This is a genomic window from Metapseudomonas otitidis, assembly GCF_900111835.1.
Classification (GTDB): Bacteria; Pseudomonadota; Gammaproteobacteria; order Pseudomonadales; family Pseudomonadaceae; genus Metapseudomonas; species Metapseudomonas otitidis.
The window spans coordinates 70,829-89,729 of the sequence record NZ_FOJP01000025.1 but is presented as its reverse complement, the minus strand read 5'-3'; the positions used below and the strand labels follow the sequence as shown (position 1 = coordinate 89,729).

The following is an 18,901-nucleotide window of genomic DNA, read 5'->3' as shown; positions in this document are numbered from 1 at the left end:
AACCCCCTGGTCCATCACTCCGACCGAGGCATCCAGTACTGCTCGGGGCTGTACCAACGCCTGCACGTGCAGCACGGGGCAACCTGCTCGATGACCGATGGTTACGACTGTTACCAGAATGCGCTGGCTGAGCGCGTCAACGGCATTCTGAAGAACGAGTTGCTGGAGCACCCTCCCGCCGACCTCGGACAGGCGCGCCGTATGGTGCGCGAAGCCGTCGATATCTATAACCGGGAGCGGCCTCACCTGGCCCTGAAATACAAAACGCCCGATGCGGTGCATCGGGCGTTTTGAGGTCTGGCGCTTGGCCTGAAAGGTGTAAACCTATTTCAGGACTAGACAGGGTGGCGATCAGCCGTGGTATTGGGCCGACAGCTCGTGGACGGCTTCGAAGAAGGCGCCGGCGTGGGCCGGGTCCACTTCGGGGGTGATGCCGTGGCCGAGGTTGAAGACGTGGCCGGTGCCCTGGCCGTAGGCGGCGAGGATGCGGCTGACTTCGTTGCGGATGGCGGTGGGGCTGGCGTAGAGCACGGACGGGTCCATGTTGCCCTGCAGGGCAACCTTGCCGCCGACCCGGGCGCGGGCGCTGCCGATGTCGCAGGTCCAGTCCAGGCCGAGGGCTTCGGCGCCGGTGTCGGCCATGGACTCCAGCCACAGGCCGCCGCCCTTGGTGAAGAGGATGACGGGGATGCGGCGGCCTTCGTGCTCGCGGATCAGGCCGTCGACGATCTGCTTCATGTAGGCCAGGGAGAATTCCTGGTAGGCCGCTGCGGAGAGGGCGCCGCCCCAGGAGTCGAAGATCTGCACGGCCTGGGCGCCGGCGAGGATCTGGCCGTTGAGGTAGGTGGTGACCGAGCGGGCCAGCTTGTCCAGCAGGGCGTGCATGGCCTGCGGGTCGTTGTAGAGCATGGCCTTGGATTTACGGAAGTCGCGGCTGGAGCCGCCCTCGACCATGTAGGTGGCGAGCGTCCAGGGGCTGCCGGAGAAGCCGATCAGCGGGACGCGGCCATCGAGTTCGCGACGGATGGTGCGCACGGCGTCCATGACGTAGCCCAGGTCTTCCTCGGCGTCGGGGATGGGCAGTGCGTCGATGTCGGCGCGGGTGTTGATCACCTTGCGGAAGCGCGGGCCTTCGCCGGTCTCGAAGTACAGGCCCTGGCCCATGGCGTCGGGGATGGTGAGGATGTCGGAGAAGAGGATGGCCGCGTCCAGCTGCGGGTAGCGGTCCAGGGGCTGCAGGGTCACTTCGCAGGCCAGTTGCGGGTTCATGCACAGGCTCATGAAGTCACCGGCCTTGGCGCGGGTGGCGCGGTACTCGGGCAGGTAACGACCGGCCTGGCGCATCATCCAGACGGGGGTGACGTCGACGGGCTGCTTGAGCAGGGCGCGAAGGAAGCGGTCGTTCTTCAGAGCGGTCATGGCAGGTTCCCAGCAAAAAAGTGCCGGCATTTTCGCAAAGCCCAACGCAAAAGGCACGGCGGGTGCCGTGCCTTTTGTCTTTCGCGACAGAATGTCGCGGCGAAGGGCTACAGGCCGAGGGGCAGTTGGCGCCCCGTCGGCCCACGTAGCCTGTAGGGTGGACCGCGCTTTATCGGTCCACCTTTCGTGTTCGCCGGCCACTCCGCCTGGTGGATGCAAAGAGCGGCATCCACCCTGCGCACTGGCGGCGTGTGGCTTGCCGCTTAAACGCCCAGGTAGTCGAGGATGCCTTCGGCGGCGGTGCGGCCTTCGAAGATCGCGGTGACCACCAGGTCGGAGCCGCGCACCATGTCGCCACCGGCGAAGACCTTGGGGTTGCTGGTCTGGTGCTTGTACTGCGCCTGGGCCGGGGCGACGACGCGTCCCTGGCTGTCGATGCGGATGTCGAACTGCTCGAACCACGGCGCCGGGCTGGGACGGAAACCGAAGGCGATCAGCACGGCTTCGGCCGGGATGATCTCTTCGGAACCGGGGATCGGCTCGGGGCTGCGGCGACCACGCGCGTCGGGCTCGCCGAGGCGGGTTTCGACGACCTTGACGCCTTCCACCTTGCCGTCGCCGACGATGGCGATGGGCTGGCGGTTGAAGAGGAACTTCACGCCCTCTTCCTTGGCGTTCTTCACCTCTTTGCGCGAGCCGGGCATGTTCTCTTCGTCACGGCGGTAGGCACAGGTGACGGCCTTGGCGCCCTGGCGGATGGAAGTGCGGTTGCAGTCCATGGCGGTGTCGCCGCCGCCGAGGACGACGACGCGCTTGCCCTTCATGTCGACGAAGTCCTCGGGGGACTTCTCGAAGCCGAGGTTGCGGTTGACGTTGGCGATGAGGAAGTCCAGCGCGTCATGCACGCCGGGCAGGTCTTCGCCGGGGAAGCCGCCCTTCATGTAGGTGTAGGTGCCCATGCCCATGAACACCGCATCGAACTCACCGAGCAGCTGCTCCATGGTGATGTCCTTGCCGACTTCGGTGTTGAGGCGGAACTCGATGCCCATGCCGGTGAAGACTTCGCGGCGACGGCTGAGGACGTGCTTCTCGAGCTTGAACTCGGGGATGCCGAAGGTCAGCAGGCCGCCGATCTCGGGGTTCTTGTCGAACACCACGGGGGTCACGCCGTTGCGCACCAGGACGTCGGCACAGCCGAGGCCGGCCGGGCCGGCGCCGATGACGGCGACGCGCTTGCCGGTGGGCTTGACCTTGGACATGTCCGGGCGCCAGCCCATGGCGAAGGCGGTGTCGGTGATGTACTTCTCCACCGAGCCGATGGTGACCGCGCCGAAGCCGTCGTTGAGGGTGCAGGCCCCTTCGCAGAGACGGTCCTGCGGGCAGACGCGGCCGCAGACCTCGGGCAGGGTGTTGGTCTGGTGGGACAGTTCAGCGGCGGCGAGGATGTTGCCTTCGGAGACCAGCTTCAGCCAGTTGGGGATGAAGTTGTGGACCGGGCACTTCCATTCGCAATAGGGGTTGCCGCAGCCCAGGCAGCGGTGGGCCTGGTCGGCCGCCTGCTGGGGCTTGAAGGTGTCGTAGATCTCGACGAATTCCTTTTTGCGCTGGCGCAGCAGTTTCTTCTTCGGATCCTTGCGCCCGACCTCGATGAACTGGAAGTCGTTGTTCAGACGTTCAGTCATTTGGAAAACCTCTTAACAGCAGCGGCACGTCAGGGCGGCACGCTGCAAGACTCATCACGGTTGGCCAGCGGGCCCGGCGTCGGTGACGCACGGGCTCGCGGCTCGGGCGCTTGTTATTGCGGGTTGGCTCGGGTGCTGGAGAGTAGCGACGCGAGGTTCGCAGCCTTCGGCTTGACCAGCCAGAACCGGCGCAGGTAGTCGTCCAGGTTTTCCAGCAGGTGGGCACCCCAGTCGCTGGAGGTTTCCTTGACGTACTCCACCAGCACGCTGTGCAGGTGGCTGCGGTAGGCCTCCATGGACTCGTTGCTGATGCGCTGGATTTCCACCAGTTCGTGGTTGACCCGGTCGACGAAGCTGTTGTCCATGTCCAGCACGTAGGCGAAGCCGCCGGTCATGCCGGAACCGAAGTTGTAGCCGGTCTTGCCGAGGACGCAGACGAAGCCGCCGGTCATGTATTCGCAGCAGTGGTCGCCGGTGCCTTCCACGACGGCATGGGCGCCGGAGTTGCGCACGCCGAAGCGCTCGCCGGCGGTACCGGCGGCGAACAGCTTGCCGCCGGTGGCGCCGTAGAGGCAGGTGTTGCCGATGATGGCCGACTCCTGGCTCTTGAACGGGCTGCCCTTGGGCGGGGTGATGACCAGCTTGCCGCCGGTCATGCCCTTGCCGACGTAGTCGTTGGCGTCGCCTTCGAGGTAGAGGTCCAGGCCGCCGGCGTTCCACACGCCGAAGCTCTGGCCGGCGGTGCCCTTGAAGCGGAAGGTCACGGGGGTGTCCTTCATGCCCTGGTTGCCGTAGCGGCGGGCGATCTCGCCGGAGATGCGTGCGCCGATGGAGCGGTCACAGTTGCCGATGGTGAGGTCGAAGCAGCCACCGGACTTGCTCTCGATGACGCCCTTGGCCATGTCCCACATGCGCTCGGCCAGCAGGCCGGGGTCGAACGGCGGGTTGCGGTCCACCTGGCAGTACTGGGGCTTGTCGGCCGGGATGCGGTCGCTGCCCAGCAGGGGGGTGAGGTCGAGGTTGCCCTGCTTGGCGGTTTCGCCCGGCAGGATGTCCAGCAGGTCGGTGCGGCCGATCAGTTCGCCAAGGCTGCGCACGCCGACGCGGGCCAGCCACTCGCGGGTTTCTTCGGCGACGTAGGTGAAGAAGTTCATCACCATTTCGACGGTGCCGATGAAGTGGTCCTTGCGCAGCTTGTCGTTCTGGGTGGCGACGCCGGTGGCGCAGTTGTTCAGGTGGCAGATGCGCAGGTACTTGCAGCCCAGGGCGATCATCGGGGCGGTGCCGAAGCCGAAGCTCTCGGCGCCGAGGATGGCGGCCTTGATGACGTCGAGGCCGGTCTTCAGGCCGCCGTCGGTCTGCACGCGGACCTTGCCGCGCAGGTCGTTGCCACGCAGGGTCTGGTGCGCTTCGGAGAGGCCCAGTTCCCAGGGGCTGCCAGCGTACTTGATGGAGGTCAGCGGGGAGGCGCCGGTGCCGCCGTCATAGCCGGAGATGGTGATCAGGTCGGCATAGGCCTTGGCCACGCCGGCGGCGATGGTGCCGACGCCGGGCTCGGCCACGAGCTTCACCGAGACCAGGGCCTGGGGGTTGACCTGCTTGAGGTCGTAGATCAGCTGGGCCAGGTCTTCGATGGAGTAGATGTCGTGGTGCGGCGGCGGCGAGATCAGGGTGACGCCGGGCACGGCATAGCGCAGGCGGGCGATGAGGCCGTTGACCTTGCCGCCGGGCAGTTGGCCGCCTTCACCGGGCTTGGCACCCTGGGCGACCTTGATCTGCAGCACTTCGGCGTTGACCAGGTACTCGGGGGTGACGCCGAAGCGGCCGGTGGCGACCTGCTTGATCTTGGAGCTGCGCACGGTGCCGTAACGGGCCGGGTCTTCGCCGCCTTCGCCGGAGTTGGAGCGCGCGCCCAGGCGGTTCATGGCCTCGGCAATGGCTTCGTGGGCTTCCGGGGACAGGGCGCCGAGGGAGATGCCGGCGGAGTCGAAGCGCTTGAGGATGTCGCCGACGGGCTCGACCTCTTCCAGTGACAGGGGCTGGGCGCTCTCCTTGACCTTGAGCAGGTCGCGGATCATGGACACCGGGCGCTGGTCCACCAGGGCGCTGTACTGCTTGTAGGTCTCGTAGCTGCCCTGCTGCACGGCGGCCTGCAGGGTGTTGACCACGTCGGGGTTGTAGGCGTGGTACTCGCCGCCGTAGACGAACTTGAGCAGGCCGCCCTGCTGGATCGGCTTGCGGTTGCTCCAGGCTTCCTGGGCGAGCAGCTTCTGTTCGCTCTCGATGTCGACGAAGCGGGCGCCCTGGATGCGGCTGGCAACGCCACGGAAGCTGAGGTCGACGACTTCGTCGGCCAGGCCGACGGCTTCGAACAGCTGGGCGCCACGGTAGGAGGCGATGGTGGAGATGCCCATCTTCGAGAGGATCTTCAGCAGGCCCTTGGAGATGCCTTTGCGGTAGTGCTTGAAGACTTCGTAGAGGTCGCCGAGGACTTCGCCGGTGCGGATCAGGTCGGCCAGCACTTCGTAGGCAAGGTAGGGGTAGACGGCGGAGGCGCCGAAGCCTACCAGGACGGCGAAGTGGTGCGGGTCGCGGGCGGTGGCGGTCTCGACCAGGATGTTGCAGTCGCAGCGCAGGCCCTGCTCCACCAGGCGGTGGTGCACGGCGCCGACGGCCAGGGAGGCGTGGGCGGGCAGCTTGCCGGGGGCGATGTTGCGGTCGGTGAGGACCAGCAGCACCTTGCCGGCGCGCACGGCTTCTTCGGCCTGGTCGGCGATGTTGCGCACGGCGGCTTCGAGGCCGATGGACTCGTCGTAGTTGAGGTCGATGACCTGGCGCTCGAAGCCTTCGCGGTCGAGGGTCATCAGCGCGCGCCACTTGGCCGGGGAAATCACCGGGCTGCTGAGGATGACGCGGCTGGCATGGGCCGGGGACTCGGAGAAGATGTTGCGCTCGGCGCCCAGGCAGATCTCCAGGGACATGACGATGGCTTCGCGCAGCGGGTCGATCGGCGGGTTGGTGACCTGCGCGAACTGCTGGCGGAAGTAGTCGTAGGTGGAACGCACGCGCTTGGACAGGACGGCCATGGGGGTGTCGTCGCCCATGGAGCCGACCGCTTCCTGGCCCTGTTCGGCGAGCGGGCGCAGTACCTGGTCACGCTCTTCGAAGGTGACCTGGAACATCTTCATGTACTGCTTGAGCTGGTCGCTGTCGTAGCTGGCGACGCCGTGGTCGTCGTCGAGCTTGGCCTGGATGCGCACGGCGCTCTGGCGCAGCCACTGCTTGTAGGGGTGGCGCGACTTGAGGCGGCTGTCGATGTCCTCGGTGTTGAGGATCTGGCCGGTCTCGGTGTCGACGGCGAGGATCTGGCCGGGGCCGACGCGGCCCTTGGCGATGACGTCCTCGGGCTTGTAGTCCCACACGCCGATTTCGGAGGCGAGGGTGATGTAGCCGTTCTTGGTGGTGACCCAGCGGGCCGGGCGCAGGCCGTTGCGGTCGAGCAGGCAGACGGCGTGGCGGCCGTCGGTCAGCACGACGCCGGCGGGGCCGTCCCAGGGCTCCATGTGCATGGAGTTGTATTCGTAGAAGGCACGCAGGTCGGCATCCATGGTTTCCATGTTCTGCCAGGCCGGCGGGATGATCATGCGCACGCCACGGAACAGGTCGATGCCGCCGGTGACCATCAGCTCGAGCATGTTGTCCATGCTGGAGGAGTCGGAACCGACGCGGTTGACCAGCGGGCCGAGCTCGTCGATGTCGGGCAGTTGCTCGTTGGCGAACTTGGTGCGACGGGCGACGGCCCAGTTGCGGTTGCCGGTGATGGTGTTGATCTCGCCGTTGTGGGCAAGGAAGCGGAAGGGCTGCGCCAGCGGCCACTTCGGCAGGGTGTTGGTGGAGAAGCGCTGGTGGAAGACGCAGATGGCGGTCTGCAGGCGTTCGTCACCCAGGTCCGGGTAGAACTGCTGCAGGTCGGCCGGCATCATCAGGCCTTTGTAGATGATGGTCTTGTTGGAGAAGCTGCAGACGTAGTGGTCGGCGTCGGCGGCGTTGGCCACGGACGAACGACGACGCGCGCTGAACAGCTTGACCGCCATCTCCTGGTCGGACAGGCCTTCGCCGCCGATGAACACCTGCTCGATCTGCGGCAGACGCTCCAGGGCCAGCCGGCCGAGCACGCTGGTGTCCACCGGGACCTTGCGCCAGCCGACCAGTTGCAGGCCGGCGGCTTCGATCTCGCGGTTCATGTTCGCGCGAGCGATCTCGGCACGGGCGTTGTCCTGGTTGAAGAACACCATGCCCACGGCGTATTGCCCGGGCAGGTCGACGCCGAAGGTTTCCTTGGCGATGGCACGCAGGAACAGGTCGGGTTTCTGGATCAGCAGGCCACAGCCGTCGCCGGTCTTGCCGTCGGCGTTGATACCGCCGCGGTGGGTCATGCAGGTCAGTGCTTCGATCGCGGTTTGCAGAAGATGGTGACTGGCCTCGCCCTGCATGTGGGCGATCAGGCCGAAGCCGCAGTTATCCTTGAACTCATCAGGATGGTACAGACCTGCTTTCATAGGGGAACTCTCACCAGAGCAGCCTCTTTTTAGAGGCGGAATTTCTTTTAATTCAACCAGTTACCTCTCGCGCCAGACTTGACGCCAGCTTTGCGTAGGCAAAAGGGAGGTCAGTGTACATATCCACTGGGGTCGTTACAAATCTGCACGACGATTCGGTGAAAGTTTTTGTCGCAAAAGCGAAGGAATAGACCGGAAGGTCGTGCTATCGACTTTCCGGTCACATCTGAGGATGCCAAGTGACAGGTGAGCCCGGGACCGGGCTCAGCGGGCCATCTCTTGCTGGATGCTGGCGAAGCTCTTCGGCCAGGGCTTGCCGGCCTGCACCTTGGCGGGCAGGGCCTTGATGGCGGCCTGGGCGGCGTTGCGGCTGGGGAAGTTACCATAAGTGACCACGTACAGTGGCTTACCCTGGTGCAGCTTCTTGAAGTAACGGTACTCGCCACCGTTCTGCTGGACGAACGACTTGGCACTGGCTTCGGAGCTGGTGCCGAGGATCTGCACGGCGTAGTTGCCACCTGCCTGGGCACGGTACCAACCATCACCTGCACCGCCACCCGTGGAGGCGACTGCAGCCGGCTTGGCGGCAGGCTTCTCGGCCGGCTTGGCTGCCGGTGCGGTCGCTGCGGGCTTGGCGGTCGGCGCCGGGGTTGCTGCGGGCTTGGTCGGCTGCGCACTGGGGGTGGCCTGGGCCACGACCGGAGCAGCAGGCGCGGTTGCCGGCGGTGCCGGTCGGGTAGCCGGCTGCTGGGTGACGATGGGTGCGGGCGGCTGGGCCGGCGCGGGGCTGGCCGTGGCTCCGACGGGCGGGGCGACCGTGGTCACGGTGGGCGGCACGGCGCTGCCCGCGGGCGGGGCACCGGCTTCATCCTGGTCTTCCTGCCCGGCGGCCTGGGCCAGCGGCTCACGGATGACCGGCTGGGCTTCGCCCACCAGCGGCAGGGGCAGCGGCTGCGACGAGCCGGCGAATTCGACGGCCGGCGCTTCACCGGGTTTGCCCGGCTGCTCAGGCGTGGACGGGGCGACGCCCTGGCCCAGGGGCAGTTGTGCGGTAGTGGGCTGGGCCGGGGCGGTGTGTTCGGAACGACCCTGCATCAGCCAGGCGGCGACGACACCGACGGCGACGACGCCCAGTGCCAGCAGGTGCTTCTTCGGTAGATTCAAGCTGAACCCTCCTTTGCGCGATGCGCCCCGCTCGGCGAGCATCGCTTCCACCAGGAGCTCGCGAGCGGCCTGATTGATGCCGCCGGGCCAGCCTCCGGACTGGAGGTGGATGTCTTCGATCTGTTCCTCGGTCAGCAGGTCGATACTCTGGCCGGCGCCTTCGAGGCGCTGCGCCAGGTATTCGCGGGTTTCGTCCTCGCTGTAAGGCAGAAGTTCAATGGCGTGGAAGCGTTCTTCACCATCGGCGACCAGTTCCAGGCGCGGCAGCAGCGAGGAGTCGGCGAAGAGGAAGACGTGAGGACGCGATTCGCCGCTACCGGCCGCCAGGGCCAGCAGGTTGTCGACGCCGGTGTCGTCCAGGTCCTCGGCATCATCGACGAGGAGGTAGACCTCCTGGCCGGTCAGGGCCAGTTGGCCGACCTGGGCGAGGATGGAGCGGCTGTCTGCCTGCGGAATGCCGAGCGCCTGGGCGATGAGGCGCATCAGGCCACCGGCCTCGGCGGCGCCGCGCGCGGACACGACCACGCTCTGCACGGCCTGCTTGTTGGTGCTGGCAACCAGGGCCTGGCGCAGCAGGGTCTTGCCAGCACCGTTGGGCCCGGTCACGACCAGCAACAGCTGGCTGTAGCGGGCCAGGTGGTGCAGCTGGCCGAGGACGGGCTTGCGCTGGGCCGGGTAGAACTTGAAGCCGGGGACCCGCGCGGCGAACGGGTCATGGGTGAATTGGTAATGGGCCAGGAAGGCCTCTTCAGCGTGCAGGCTGCTCATGGGACTGTTTTTACTCTCCAAGCTCTTCGGCCAGGGCGCGGTAATCGGCGCTCAGGGTCTCGTCCAGAATGTTGCCCGGGTAATCGGCGGTGACCACCGCCTCTCCGAGCCGGCTCAGCAGCACAAGGCGCAACTGGCCATCGATCACTTTCTTGTCTACGGCCATGTGCTCCAGGAAGTGGGCAGGAGTCATCTCCTGGGGCGGTATGATCGGCAGGCCCGCTGCACGCAGCAGGCGCATGGAGCGATCGCGCTCTGCGGCGTCGATCCAACCGAGGCGACGGGACATCTCCAGGGCCATGACGGTCCCGGCGGCCACCGCCTCGCCATGCAGCCAGACGCCGTAGCCCATGTGGGTCTCGATGGCGTGGCCGAAGGTGTGCCCCAGGTTGAGGGTGGCGCGGATGCCGGATTCGCGTTCATCGGCACCCACTACGCGGGCCTTGGCAGCGCAGGAGCGCTCGATGGCCTCGGTCAGCGCCGTCGGCTCGAGGGCCAGCAGGGCCTCCATGTGCGTTTCCAGCCAGTCCAGGAATGGCGCATCGCAGATCAGGCCGTATTTGATCACTTCGGCGAGCCCGGCGGAGAGCTCGCGAGGTGGCAACGTGCGCAGGGTCGCAGTATCGATCAGCACGGCCTTGGGCTGGTAGAAGGCACCCACCATGTTCTTGCCGAGGGGGTGGTTGATGCCGGTCTTGCCACCGACCGAGGAGTCCACCTGGGACAGGAGGGTGGTCGGGACCTGGATGAAGTCGACGCCACGCTGGTAGCAGGCAGCCGCGAAGCCGGCCATGTCGCCGATGACGCCGCCACCCAGCGCGATGATGGTGGTGCGGCGGTCATGACGCGCGGTGAGCAGGCCGTCGAAGATGAGCTGGAGGGTTTCCCAGTTCTTGAAGGACTCGCCATCGGGCAGAACGATGGGCTGGACCTTGTAGCCGGCGAGGGTCTGGGTCAGCCGTTCGAGATAAAGCGGGGCGACGGTTTCGTTGGTAACGATGGCCACCTGCTTGCCCGCGATATGCGGCGCAAACAGCTCGGCCTTCGACAACAGGTCGGCACCGATGTGGATGGGATAGCTACGCTCGCCGAGATCGACCTGAAGTGTCCGCATGAGGCCCCCACTATGAAAAAGGGCACTAGGATAGCGCAGTTCCGCCCGCCCTTTAACGGGGCGGAAGGCCCTGTAGTCGCTCGAGTATTTCCTGCACCACCATCCGCGGCGGACGTTCATCGGTCTCGATAATGATGTCGGCGATCTCACGGTAGAGCGGATCACGAATAGCCATGAGGTCACGGAGGACCTTGGCCGGGTCTGCCGTCCGCAGGAGCGGCCGGTTGCGATCCTTAGAGGTCCTGCCGATCTGCTGGTCGACGGAGGTGTGGAGGTAAACCACCCGACCACCCGATCGCAGCGCTTCACGGTTGGCAGGCCGAAGCACGGCACCCCCACCCGTCGCCACGACCAGCCCATCGGCTTCGCAAAGCTCCTGGATCATGGCCTGTTCGCGGTCACGGAAGCCCTGCTCCCCCTCCACATCGAAAATCCAGGGAATATTCGCCCCAGTTCGCTGTTCGATCTCCTTGTCGGAGTCCTTGAACGGCAAACGGAGTTCCTTGGCAAGCAAACGCCCGATGGTGCTCTTTCCAGCTCCCATCGGGCCAACGAGGATCAGATTGTGCACTGATATCAGCGACTCACAGCGATAGCCTGGTTGTTCATGATACGCGGAGTCAGGAATACCAGCAGCTCGGATTTCTTGTCTTGAACAACATCTCTTCGGAACACTCGCCCTACAAATGGCAGATCACCAAGGAAAGGTACCTTGTCTACAGCTTTGGTCTGTGTATTGGAGAAAACCCCACCTATTACAATAGTCTCGCCATCGCTAACCAAAACCTTAGCATTCACCTCATTCTTATTGATCGGCGGAACACCATTAAGTTGATTAGCAAAATCTGGCGCATCTTTATTGACTTTCACTTCCATGATAATACGATTATCCGGAGTAATTTGCGGGGTAACTTCCAGCGAAAGCGCAGCCTCTTTGAAGGATGTAGTAGTGGCGCCACTGGAGCTTGCTTCCTGATAGGGAATTTCCGAACCTTTCAGAATCTTTGCCGTCTCTTTATCAGAAGTAACCACTTTAGGCTGAGAAACGATCTCTCCATTTCCAGTTTTTTCCATTGCAGAGAGCTGCAAATCAAGAATCGCATGACTTGAAATGAAGCCTATGCCAATTCCAGAAGTACTATTGGAGACCCCCATATCTACAAAGGGCGTTGGATTATTATTAGTAGTAGGCAGCGTACAGTTTCCCTTGAAGGGCCCGCAAGATACTCCATCGCCATCCTTAATACCGATATTGCCGCTCTTCCCCCAACTATTCCAGTTCCCATTGGTGTAAGCCCCACCCCACCTTACGCCTAAGGCCTTGTCGTAGTCGACATTCGCCTCAACAATCCGCGCCTCAATCATTACTTGGCGGACAGGAATATCGAGCTGAGTAACAATACGGCGCAACTCGTCCAGCTTGTCTTGAGTCTGATAGGCAATAATACTATTTGTCCGATCATCAACCGTAATGGAACCACGCTCATCCGTGGCAGCAGGCTCTCCACTGGTAACGGATTGAAAGAGCTTGGCGATATCAGCAGCTTTAGCGTAATTGACTTGGATAAGCTCGCGGCGCAACGGAGCCAGTTCGGAAATCTGCTTCTGAGACTCCAGTTCTTGGCGTTCACGGGCAGCGATCTCGTCCGCTGGTGCAACCAGCAGCACGTTACCGACCTTGCGCTTGTCCAGGCCCTTGGTTTTCAGGACGAGGTCAAGCGCCTGATCCCAAGGCACGTTCTGCAGGCGGAGCGTAATATTGCCTTGGACGGTATCAGAGGCAACCAAGTTGAGGTCCGTGAAGTCAGCGATCAGCTGCAATACCGAGCGGACATCAATATCCTGGAAATTGAGCGAGAGCTTTTCGCCAGAATAAGCAAAGCGCTCGGTCTTGCGCTTCTCCATATCTTCTTGGGTAAGCGGTTTGATACTGACAGTCAGTTTGTTTTCAGTCTGATAGGCCAGGTAGTCGTAGAAGCCCGTCGGCTCGATCACGATACTGGCATCACCCGAGCTGCCAGAGGCACTGACGAACTGAACCGGGGTCGCGAAATCCTTTACATCCAGACGAACACGCAGAGACTCCGGAATTTGGGTCTTGGAAAAGTCCAGGCGAATCTTTCCACCCTGTTCCTGGATGTTGGGACTCACACTGGGGTCGGACAGAGTAATGACGACGTTACCCTCTCCCTGCTCACCCCTCTGGAAATCAATGTTGCTGATTGCCTTGCCCGCAGGCGCGAACGCTTTGACGGGTGCGGCAGGTTGTGACGGAGCCGCTACTGGCGCACTGGTGCGTGCAGCCTGTTGAGCAGCGCCGGCAGCGTCGCCAACCAGGACATAAAGGTTGTTACCCTCAACTCGCGTGCTGTAAGGCACCAACGTCGACAGGTTGATGATCATGCGAGTGCGGTCTTTCGCCTCGACAAGAGTGACGCTCCGAGCGTTACCTACCCCGAGTTCGCGGTTCTTGCTGCCAAGTTTGTTGGCAACGCCAGGCAGGTCCAATGCGATCCTTGCAGGCTGCTCAATCGTGTAGCCTCTCGGCTGTGCAACGGGGCCGTCGAAACCGAGTTTCAGCTCGACCTTTCCGCCCGGCAGGGCCGCGACGTCCAGAGCCTTGAGGTCAGCAGCCAGCAACATGGGTGAAAACATGGCCGCCAGAAGAGAAAGTCCAAGGCGCGTTAGGGAGCTGTTCATTGTCAAATTCCGTTGTGCAGACCGGTGTTTGTAGTTCATAAAGTCACCCCGCCCTTAAGAGCGTTCCATGAGCGTGAGACTTCGAGGACGCTCGAGCCAGCCACCCTCTCCATCCGGGACGATCTCGACGACATCAATCTTGCCTTCGCTGATAGAAACAACCTTGCCGTCATTCCGTCCCAGATAATCGCCAACTTTGATCCGGTGCACCCCTCCTGCCCCACGGACCAACGCGAACATCCCACCGTTATTGGAAAGCGTACCTACCATCTCGAAGGTCTCGATATTGAAGCCTTCGAGGAATTGCTTGACCCGGGTTTCATCCGGGTGGACATCCTTGCTGCCTTTCACCTTGTTAGCAAGATCGATTTTCACCGGAGGCTGGAAGGGACTCCGTAGTGCAGCGGCACTATAAGTAAAGGCCTCATAAGGCTGAAACTTGGGCAACGGCTCAACAGACCCTTTTGGACGAGCACGGACTTCATCCATGTAGACTTGGAGATCCGAAAAATCGCCGCCATTCCCACACCCCGACAAACTAGAGACTACAACTAGGGCAAGAACAGCCTTGGAGCTGACACGCATCATTTCTGCAGCCCCTTGTCGTTATAACGGTAAGTTTTAGCCAAGATACTCATACGCAACTTAGACGCATTATCCGGACTCAGTGGCGTGATATCGAAATCATGCAACGTGACAATACGAGGGAAGCTGGCAACACTGCTGACGAACGTAGCAAGATCGTGATAGCTGCCTACTACCGATATCTGTATGGGCAACTCGATATAAAACGGCTGAACCACTTCTGGCTGGAGCTTGATCTCTTCAAACTCCAAACCACTACCCAAACCTGCACGAGTTATATCCTCAAGCAACCCGGGGACTTCAGTATCACTTGGCAGCTTGCGAAGAAGCTCGCCAAAGGAGACTTCCATTTCCTTCATCTGATCTTTGTAGGCTTCGAGGTTTGCAGCCTGAAAAGCCTTGGTGGTGAACTGTTGCTTCAGCGACTCTTCTTCAGCTCGCTGCTGGTCGAGCTGCACCTCAAGATCCTTGAGGTGAAAGTTGTAACCCAGTGCCAAGATCGCAGCCATCACCAAAATGCAGGCTATGACCTTAACGGCAGCCGGCCAGGAACCGACGTTATTCAGGTCAAGATCGTTGAGGTCGATCTTGCGCAGACTTTCCAGAGAATCAGCCAGACTCATTTCTTGGCTCCGGCATTGTCCGCAGCAGGCTGTGTCTGCTGCACGGTCAGTTGAAACACGTTGGCTTGATCAACAGCGCCAGCGGTGATCGCCTTGACTTCTGTCAGGTTCGGCGCAGTCAACCACTCGGAGGCATCCAGATTCCGCATCAAGTTGGAAACACGGTTGTTGGATTCAGCTGCCCCAGTAATGGCGATACTGGAACCTGTCATCTTCACGGTCGTGAAATACACACCATCGGGCAGAGTGCGAACAAGCTGATCAAAGACACGACCAATGATCGGGCGGTTGCCCTGCAGGTCCTGAATGATCTTCATACGTTCCAGCAACTGCTGCCGGCGTGTCTTGAGCTCGCTGATTTCCTTGATACGCGTATCCAGAACGGAAATTTCCTTGCGTACGAATTCATTCCTGGCGTTCTGGTTATCGATCTCGCCATTGAGGTATTGGTCGCCAAGGAACACGAGGCCTGCAGAAACAACGACCACACCGCCCAAGGCCACCAGGAATCGCTGCTTGCGCTCTTCCCGCAGCTGCTCACGCCACGGTAGCAGGTTAATACGCGCCATCAGTCGAAGCTCCTCATTGCCAAGCCACAAGCGATCATCAAGGCAGGCGCATCACTTGCCAGCGCACCTGCGTTGACTTTGCCGCTCAGCGCCATGTCGGCGAAGGGGTTTGCGACCAGCGTCGGCGTTCCGATCTTCTGCTGGATCAGGCGATCTAGATCGGGAATAGAGGCTGTACCGCCGGCCAGGAGGATGTAATCGACATCGTTGTACTGGCCCGCTGCGAAAAAGAACTGCAGCGATCGTGAGACTTGCTGGACAACTGCCTCTTTGAACGGTTGCAAAACCTCGCTGTCGTAGTCATCCGGAAGACCGCCCTGCTTCTTGGCCAAACCCGCTTCCTCGACAGAAAGGCCATAGCGGCGCTGAATTTCTTCGGTCAACTGGCGACCTCCGAACAACTGCTCGCGACTGTATATGGTGCGACCATTATTCAAGACGCTCAGGGTGGTCATCGTCGCGCCGATATCCACGATCGCAACCGTCAGATCTTCCGATCCATTTCCCAGCTGGGAAGCAAGGAGCCCATAGGCGCGCTCAAGCGCATAGGCCTCGACATCCACGACTTTCGCGGTAAGCCCGGCGAGAGCAAGCGCTGCCTCGCGCACTTCAACGTTCTCGCGACGGCAGGCTGCCAGCAGCACATCCATTCGCTCGGGGTTTCGTGCAGAAACGCCCTGAACCTCGAAATCGATGGCTACTTCTTCAAGGGGATAAGGAATGTACTGATCAGCTTCGATCTTGAGCTGGTTCTCCAGCTCGTCATCGGACAACCCCGCATCCATCTCGATCGTCTTGGTGATGACGGCCGAACCCGCCACAGCAACGGCTACCAGCTTGGAGCCTGCCTTCGCCTTGGCGACCACACGCGACAGTGCCTGGCCGACGCCTTCCAGCTCAGCAATGTTCTTTTCGACGACAGCATTTGGCGGGAGCGGCTCGACGGCGTAGGCCTCTACCTTGTAGCGGCCACCCGAGCGACTCAATTCGAGGAGCTTGACCGAGGTCGAGCTTATGTCGATCCCCAGCAGCGAATTCGCTTTCTTGTTGAAGAGCCCTAGCACGACCGATTTCCTATCAGCGTCCGTGACTTACGGACGATTTATGTTTTTCCACATTAAATAACAGTCTTGACAGAAGCGCAAATGGCTCCCCGGGAAAAAAAACGCTTATAATGTGATCAGTTTTTCCCTTTTCAGATCTGTTTCCGCTTAACTCATTCTTTTGCCTGGAAATCCAAGAATCTTGATACGCCTGCTGAAGTTTTTCTGGTGGTCTTGCGTTGCTGTTTTTTGTGGGCTGTTGCTCAGTTTCAGCGGCGCTTATCTCTACCTTAGCCCGAGTCTTCCGTCTGTCGATTCCCTGCGCAGCATCCAGCTGCAGATACCGCTGCGCGTGTATAGCAGCGATGGGAAGCTGATCGCCGAGTTCGGCGAGATGAGGCGGGCACCGATCCGTTTCGCGGACATCCCCCCGGAATTCATCCAGTCCCTGCTGGCGGCGGAAGACGACAACTTTGCCAACCATTATGGCGTCGACCTCACGAGCCTGGTGCGCGCTGCCACTCAATTATTGAAAAGCGGGCATATCCAGAGCGGCGGCAGCACCATCACCATGCAGGTGGCGAAGAACTACTTCCTCACCAGCGAGCGGAGTTTCTCCAGAAAGATCAATGAGATACTTCTTGCCCTGCAGATCGAGCGAGAGCTCAGCAAAGACGAGATCCTTGAGCTCTACGTCAACAAGATCTACCTGGGCAACCGCGCCTACGGCATCGAAGCCGCTGCACAGGTCTACTACGGCAAGTCGATCCGGGAGCTGAGCCTGGCCCAGATGGCCATGATCGCCGGCCTGCCGAAGGCGCCTTCTCGCTTCAACCCACTGGTCAACCCGACCCGCAGCAAGGAGCGTCGCGACTGGATCCTCGGGCGCATGTTCAAGCTGGGCAAGATCGACCAGGCGCGCTACGAAGCCGCCATCAGCGAACCGATCGACGCGAGCTACCATGTTCCGACCCCAGAAGTGAACGCACCCTACATTGCGGAGATGGCGCGCGCCGAAATGGTCGGACGTTACGGCAGCGACGCCTACACCGAAGGGTTCCGCGTCACTGTCACGACACCGAGCGACCTGCAGGAAGCCGCCAACATCGCCCTGCGCAGCGGCTTGATGGAGTACGACCAGCGCCACGGCTACCGCGGCCCGGAAACCCGACTTCCCGGCATGACCCGCGAAGGATGGGGCCAGGAGCTTGCCAAGCAGCGCACGATTGGCGGCCTCGAGCCCGCTATCGTCACCCAGATCGAGCAGAGCGGCATCCTCGTGCTGACTCGCAGCGGCAATGAAGAGGCAGTCAGCTGGGACAGCATGAAGTGGGCCCGCCCCTACTTGAACACCAACAGCCTCGGCGCCCGCCCGCGCCAGCCGGCAGACGTGGTGCAGGTCGGCGACCTGATCCGCGTACTGCGCCAACCTGACGGCGCCCTGCTGTTCAGCCAGCAGCCTTCAGCCCAGAGCGCCCTGGTTTCACTCGACCCCTACAGCGGCGCCATCCTCTCCCTGGTCGGCGGCTTCTCGTTCGAGCAGAGCAACTACAACCGCGCCACCCAGGCCAAGCGCCAACCCGGCTCAAGCTTCAAACCCTTCCTTTATAGTGCAGCACTGGATAACGGCTTCACTGCCGCCAGCCTGGTCAACGACGCCCCCATCGTCTTCGTCGACGAGTACCTGGACAAGGTGTGGCGCCCCAAGAACGACAACAACACCTTCCTCGGCCCCATCCGCATGCGGGAAGCGCTGTACAAGTCGCGCAACCTGGTTTCCATCCGCCTTCTGCAAGCCGTGGGGATCGACTACGCGATCAATTACATCAGCCGTTTCGGCTTCAACAAGGATGAACTGCCGCGCAACCTCTCCCTCGCCCTGGGCACTGCCACCCTCACCCCGATGGAGATCGCGACCGGCTGGAGCACCTTCGCCAACGGCGGCTACAAGATCCAGCCCTACCTGATCGAACGAATCGAAAACCGGGAAGGCAAGGTCATCTTCACCGCCAACCCGCCCCGCGTGCCGCAGGACGACAAACCCAGCGCCAGCATGGCCCAGGTCAACGCAGCGCCCGACACCCAGCTCAACCATGATGCAACCGCGGAGCCGGCCACCGCCGAACGCATCGTCGATGCCCGCACCACCTACATCCTGACCAGCATGCTGCAGGACGTAATAAAGCGCGGCACCGGTCGACGCGCCCTGGCCATGGGGCGTGGCGACATCGCGGGCAAGACCGGCACCACCAACGAGTCCAAGGACAGCTGGTTCTCCGGCTACAACGCCGACTACATCACCACGGTGTGGGTCGGCTTCGACCAGCCCGAGAGCCTGGGCCGGCACGAGTACGGCGGCACGGTCGCCCTGCCGATCTGGATGAGCTACATGAGTGCAGCCCTGAAGGACAAACCGGAGCACGTCCAGCCAGAACCCGAAGGGATTCTCACGCTGCGCATCGACCCCCTGAGCGGGCGCGCAGCAACACCGGGAACGCCCAATGCATTCTTCGAACTGTTCAAGAGCGAAGACTCGCCCCCGCCCATGAGCGAACTCGACCCGGGCTCCAGCATCCCAGGCAGCCCCCTGCCAGCGGACGAAGCTGCGCCCATCGATCTGTTCTGAGCAAACGAGAAGAGCCCGCGATCAGCGGGCTCTTCCTTTCCAGCCGAAC

At 62.1% G+C, this 18,901-nt stretch carries 13 protein-coding genes; 2 read left to right on the top strand and 11 right to left on the bottom strand.

The genetic code is table 11. The features are described from left to right. Window positions 1-294: integrase core domain-containing protein (locus BM198_RS26595; protein ID WP_139233713.1), on the top strand; the 294-nt coding region annotated here is incomplete at its 5' end. A gap of 57 nt (window positions 295-351) precedes the next feature. On the opposite strand, the gene hemE is transcribed toward BM198_RS26595, so the two are convergent. The 11 genes from hemE to BM198_RS26540 form a co-directional block, all read right to left on the bottom strand. Next, the gene (gene hemE, locus BM198_RS26590) at window positions 352-1,419 is read right to left on the bottom strand and encodes a uroporphyrinogen decarboxylase (RefSeq protein WP_044406752.1); all 1,068 of its coding nucleotides are present in this window, start codon (window positions 1,417-1,419) and stop codon (window positions 352-354) included. A gap of 263 nt (window positions 1,420-1,682) precedes the next feature. Then, on the bottom strand, window positions 1,683-3,101 hold the full coding sequence (locus BM198_RS26585; RefSeq protein ID WP_074973707.1) for an FAD-dependent oxidoreductase: 1,419 nt from the start codon (window positions 3,099-3,101) through the stop codon (window positions 1,683-1,685). 113 nt (window positions 3,102-3,214) lie between these two features. Next, a complete protein-coding gene (gene gltB, locus BM198_RS26580) occupies window positions 3,215-7,660 on the bottom strand; it encodes a glutamate synthase large subunit (RefSeq protein ID WP_074973704.1) in 4,446 nt (1,481 codons plus the stop codon). Between the two features lie 264 nt (window positions 7,661-7,924). Continuing rightward, on the bottom strand, window positions 7,925-9,592 hold the full coding sequence (locus BM198_RS26575; RefSeq protein WP_074973702.1) for an SPOR domain-containing protein: 1,668 nt from the start codon (window positions 9,590-9,592) through the stop codon (window positions 7,925-7,927). Window positions 9,593-9,602: 10 nt separating this feature from the next. Beyond that, window positions 9,603-10,706: a 3-dehydroquinate synthase gene (aroB, locus tag BM198_RS26570; protein ID WP_074973699.1), complete on the bottom strand. Its 1,104-nt coding sequence runs from the start codon at window positions 10,704-10,706 to the stop codon at window positions 9,603-9,605. 52 nt (window positions 10,707-10,758) lie between these two features. Further along, complete coding sequence (gene aroK / locus BM198_RS26565; RefSeq protein ID WP_074973697.1) at window positions 10,759-11,277, bottom strand: shikimate kinase AroK; 519 nt, start codon at window positions 11,275-11,277, stop codon at window positions 10,759-10,761. Between the two features lie 5 nt (window positions 11,278-11,282). Next, on the bottom strand, window positions 11,283-13,406 hold the full coding sequence (gene pilQ, locus BM198_RS26560) for a type IV pilus secretin PilQ (RefSeq protein WP_074973694.1): 2,124 nt from the start codon (window positions 13,404-13,406) through the stop codon (window positions 11,283-11,285). A gap of 54 nt (window positions 13,407-13,460) precedes the next feature. Next, window positions 13,461-13,991: a type 4a pilus biogenesis lipoprotein PilP gene (pilP, locus tag BM198_RS26555; RefSeq protein ID WP_139233714.1), complete on the bottom strand. Its 531-nt coding sequence runs from the start codon at window positions 13,989-13,991 to the stop codon at window positions 13,461-13,463. Beyond that, on the bottom strand, window positions 13,991-14,614 hold the full coding sequence (pilO, locus tag BM198_RS26550; RefSeq protein ID WP_074973687.1) for a type 4a pilus biogenesis protein PilO: 624 nt from the start codon (window positions 14,612-14,614) through the stop codon (window positions 13,991-13,993). Before pilO ends, pilP begins: the two co-directional genes overlap by 1 nt. Continuing rightward, entirely contained in the window at window positions 14,611-15,183 is a 573-nt protein-coding gene (pilN, locus tag BM198_RS26545; RefSeq protein WP_074973685.1) for a type 4a pilus biogenesis protein PilN, read from the bottom strand. The genes pilO and pilN overlap by 4 nt, the downstream gene beginning before the upstream one ends. Further along, a complete protein-coding gene (locus tag BM198_RS26540) occupies window positions 15,183-16,247 on the bottom strand; it encodes a pilus assembly protein PilM (RefSeq protein WP_074973682.1) in 1,065 nt (354 codons plus the stop codon). The genes pilN and BM198_RS26540 overlap by 1 nt, the downstream gene beginning before the upstream one ends. Before the next feature lie 373 nt (window positions 16,248-16,620). Between BM198_RS26540 and BM198_RS26535 the strand changes: the two genes are divergently transcribed. After that, complete coding sequence (locus tag BM198_RS26535) at window positions 16,621-18,852, top strand: penicillin-binding protein 1A (RefSeq protein WP_394328362.1); 2,232 nt, start codon at window positions 16,621-16,623, stop codon at window positions 18,850-18,852. The last annotated feature ends 49 nt before the right edge of the window (window positions 18,853-18,901 follow it).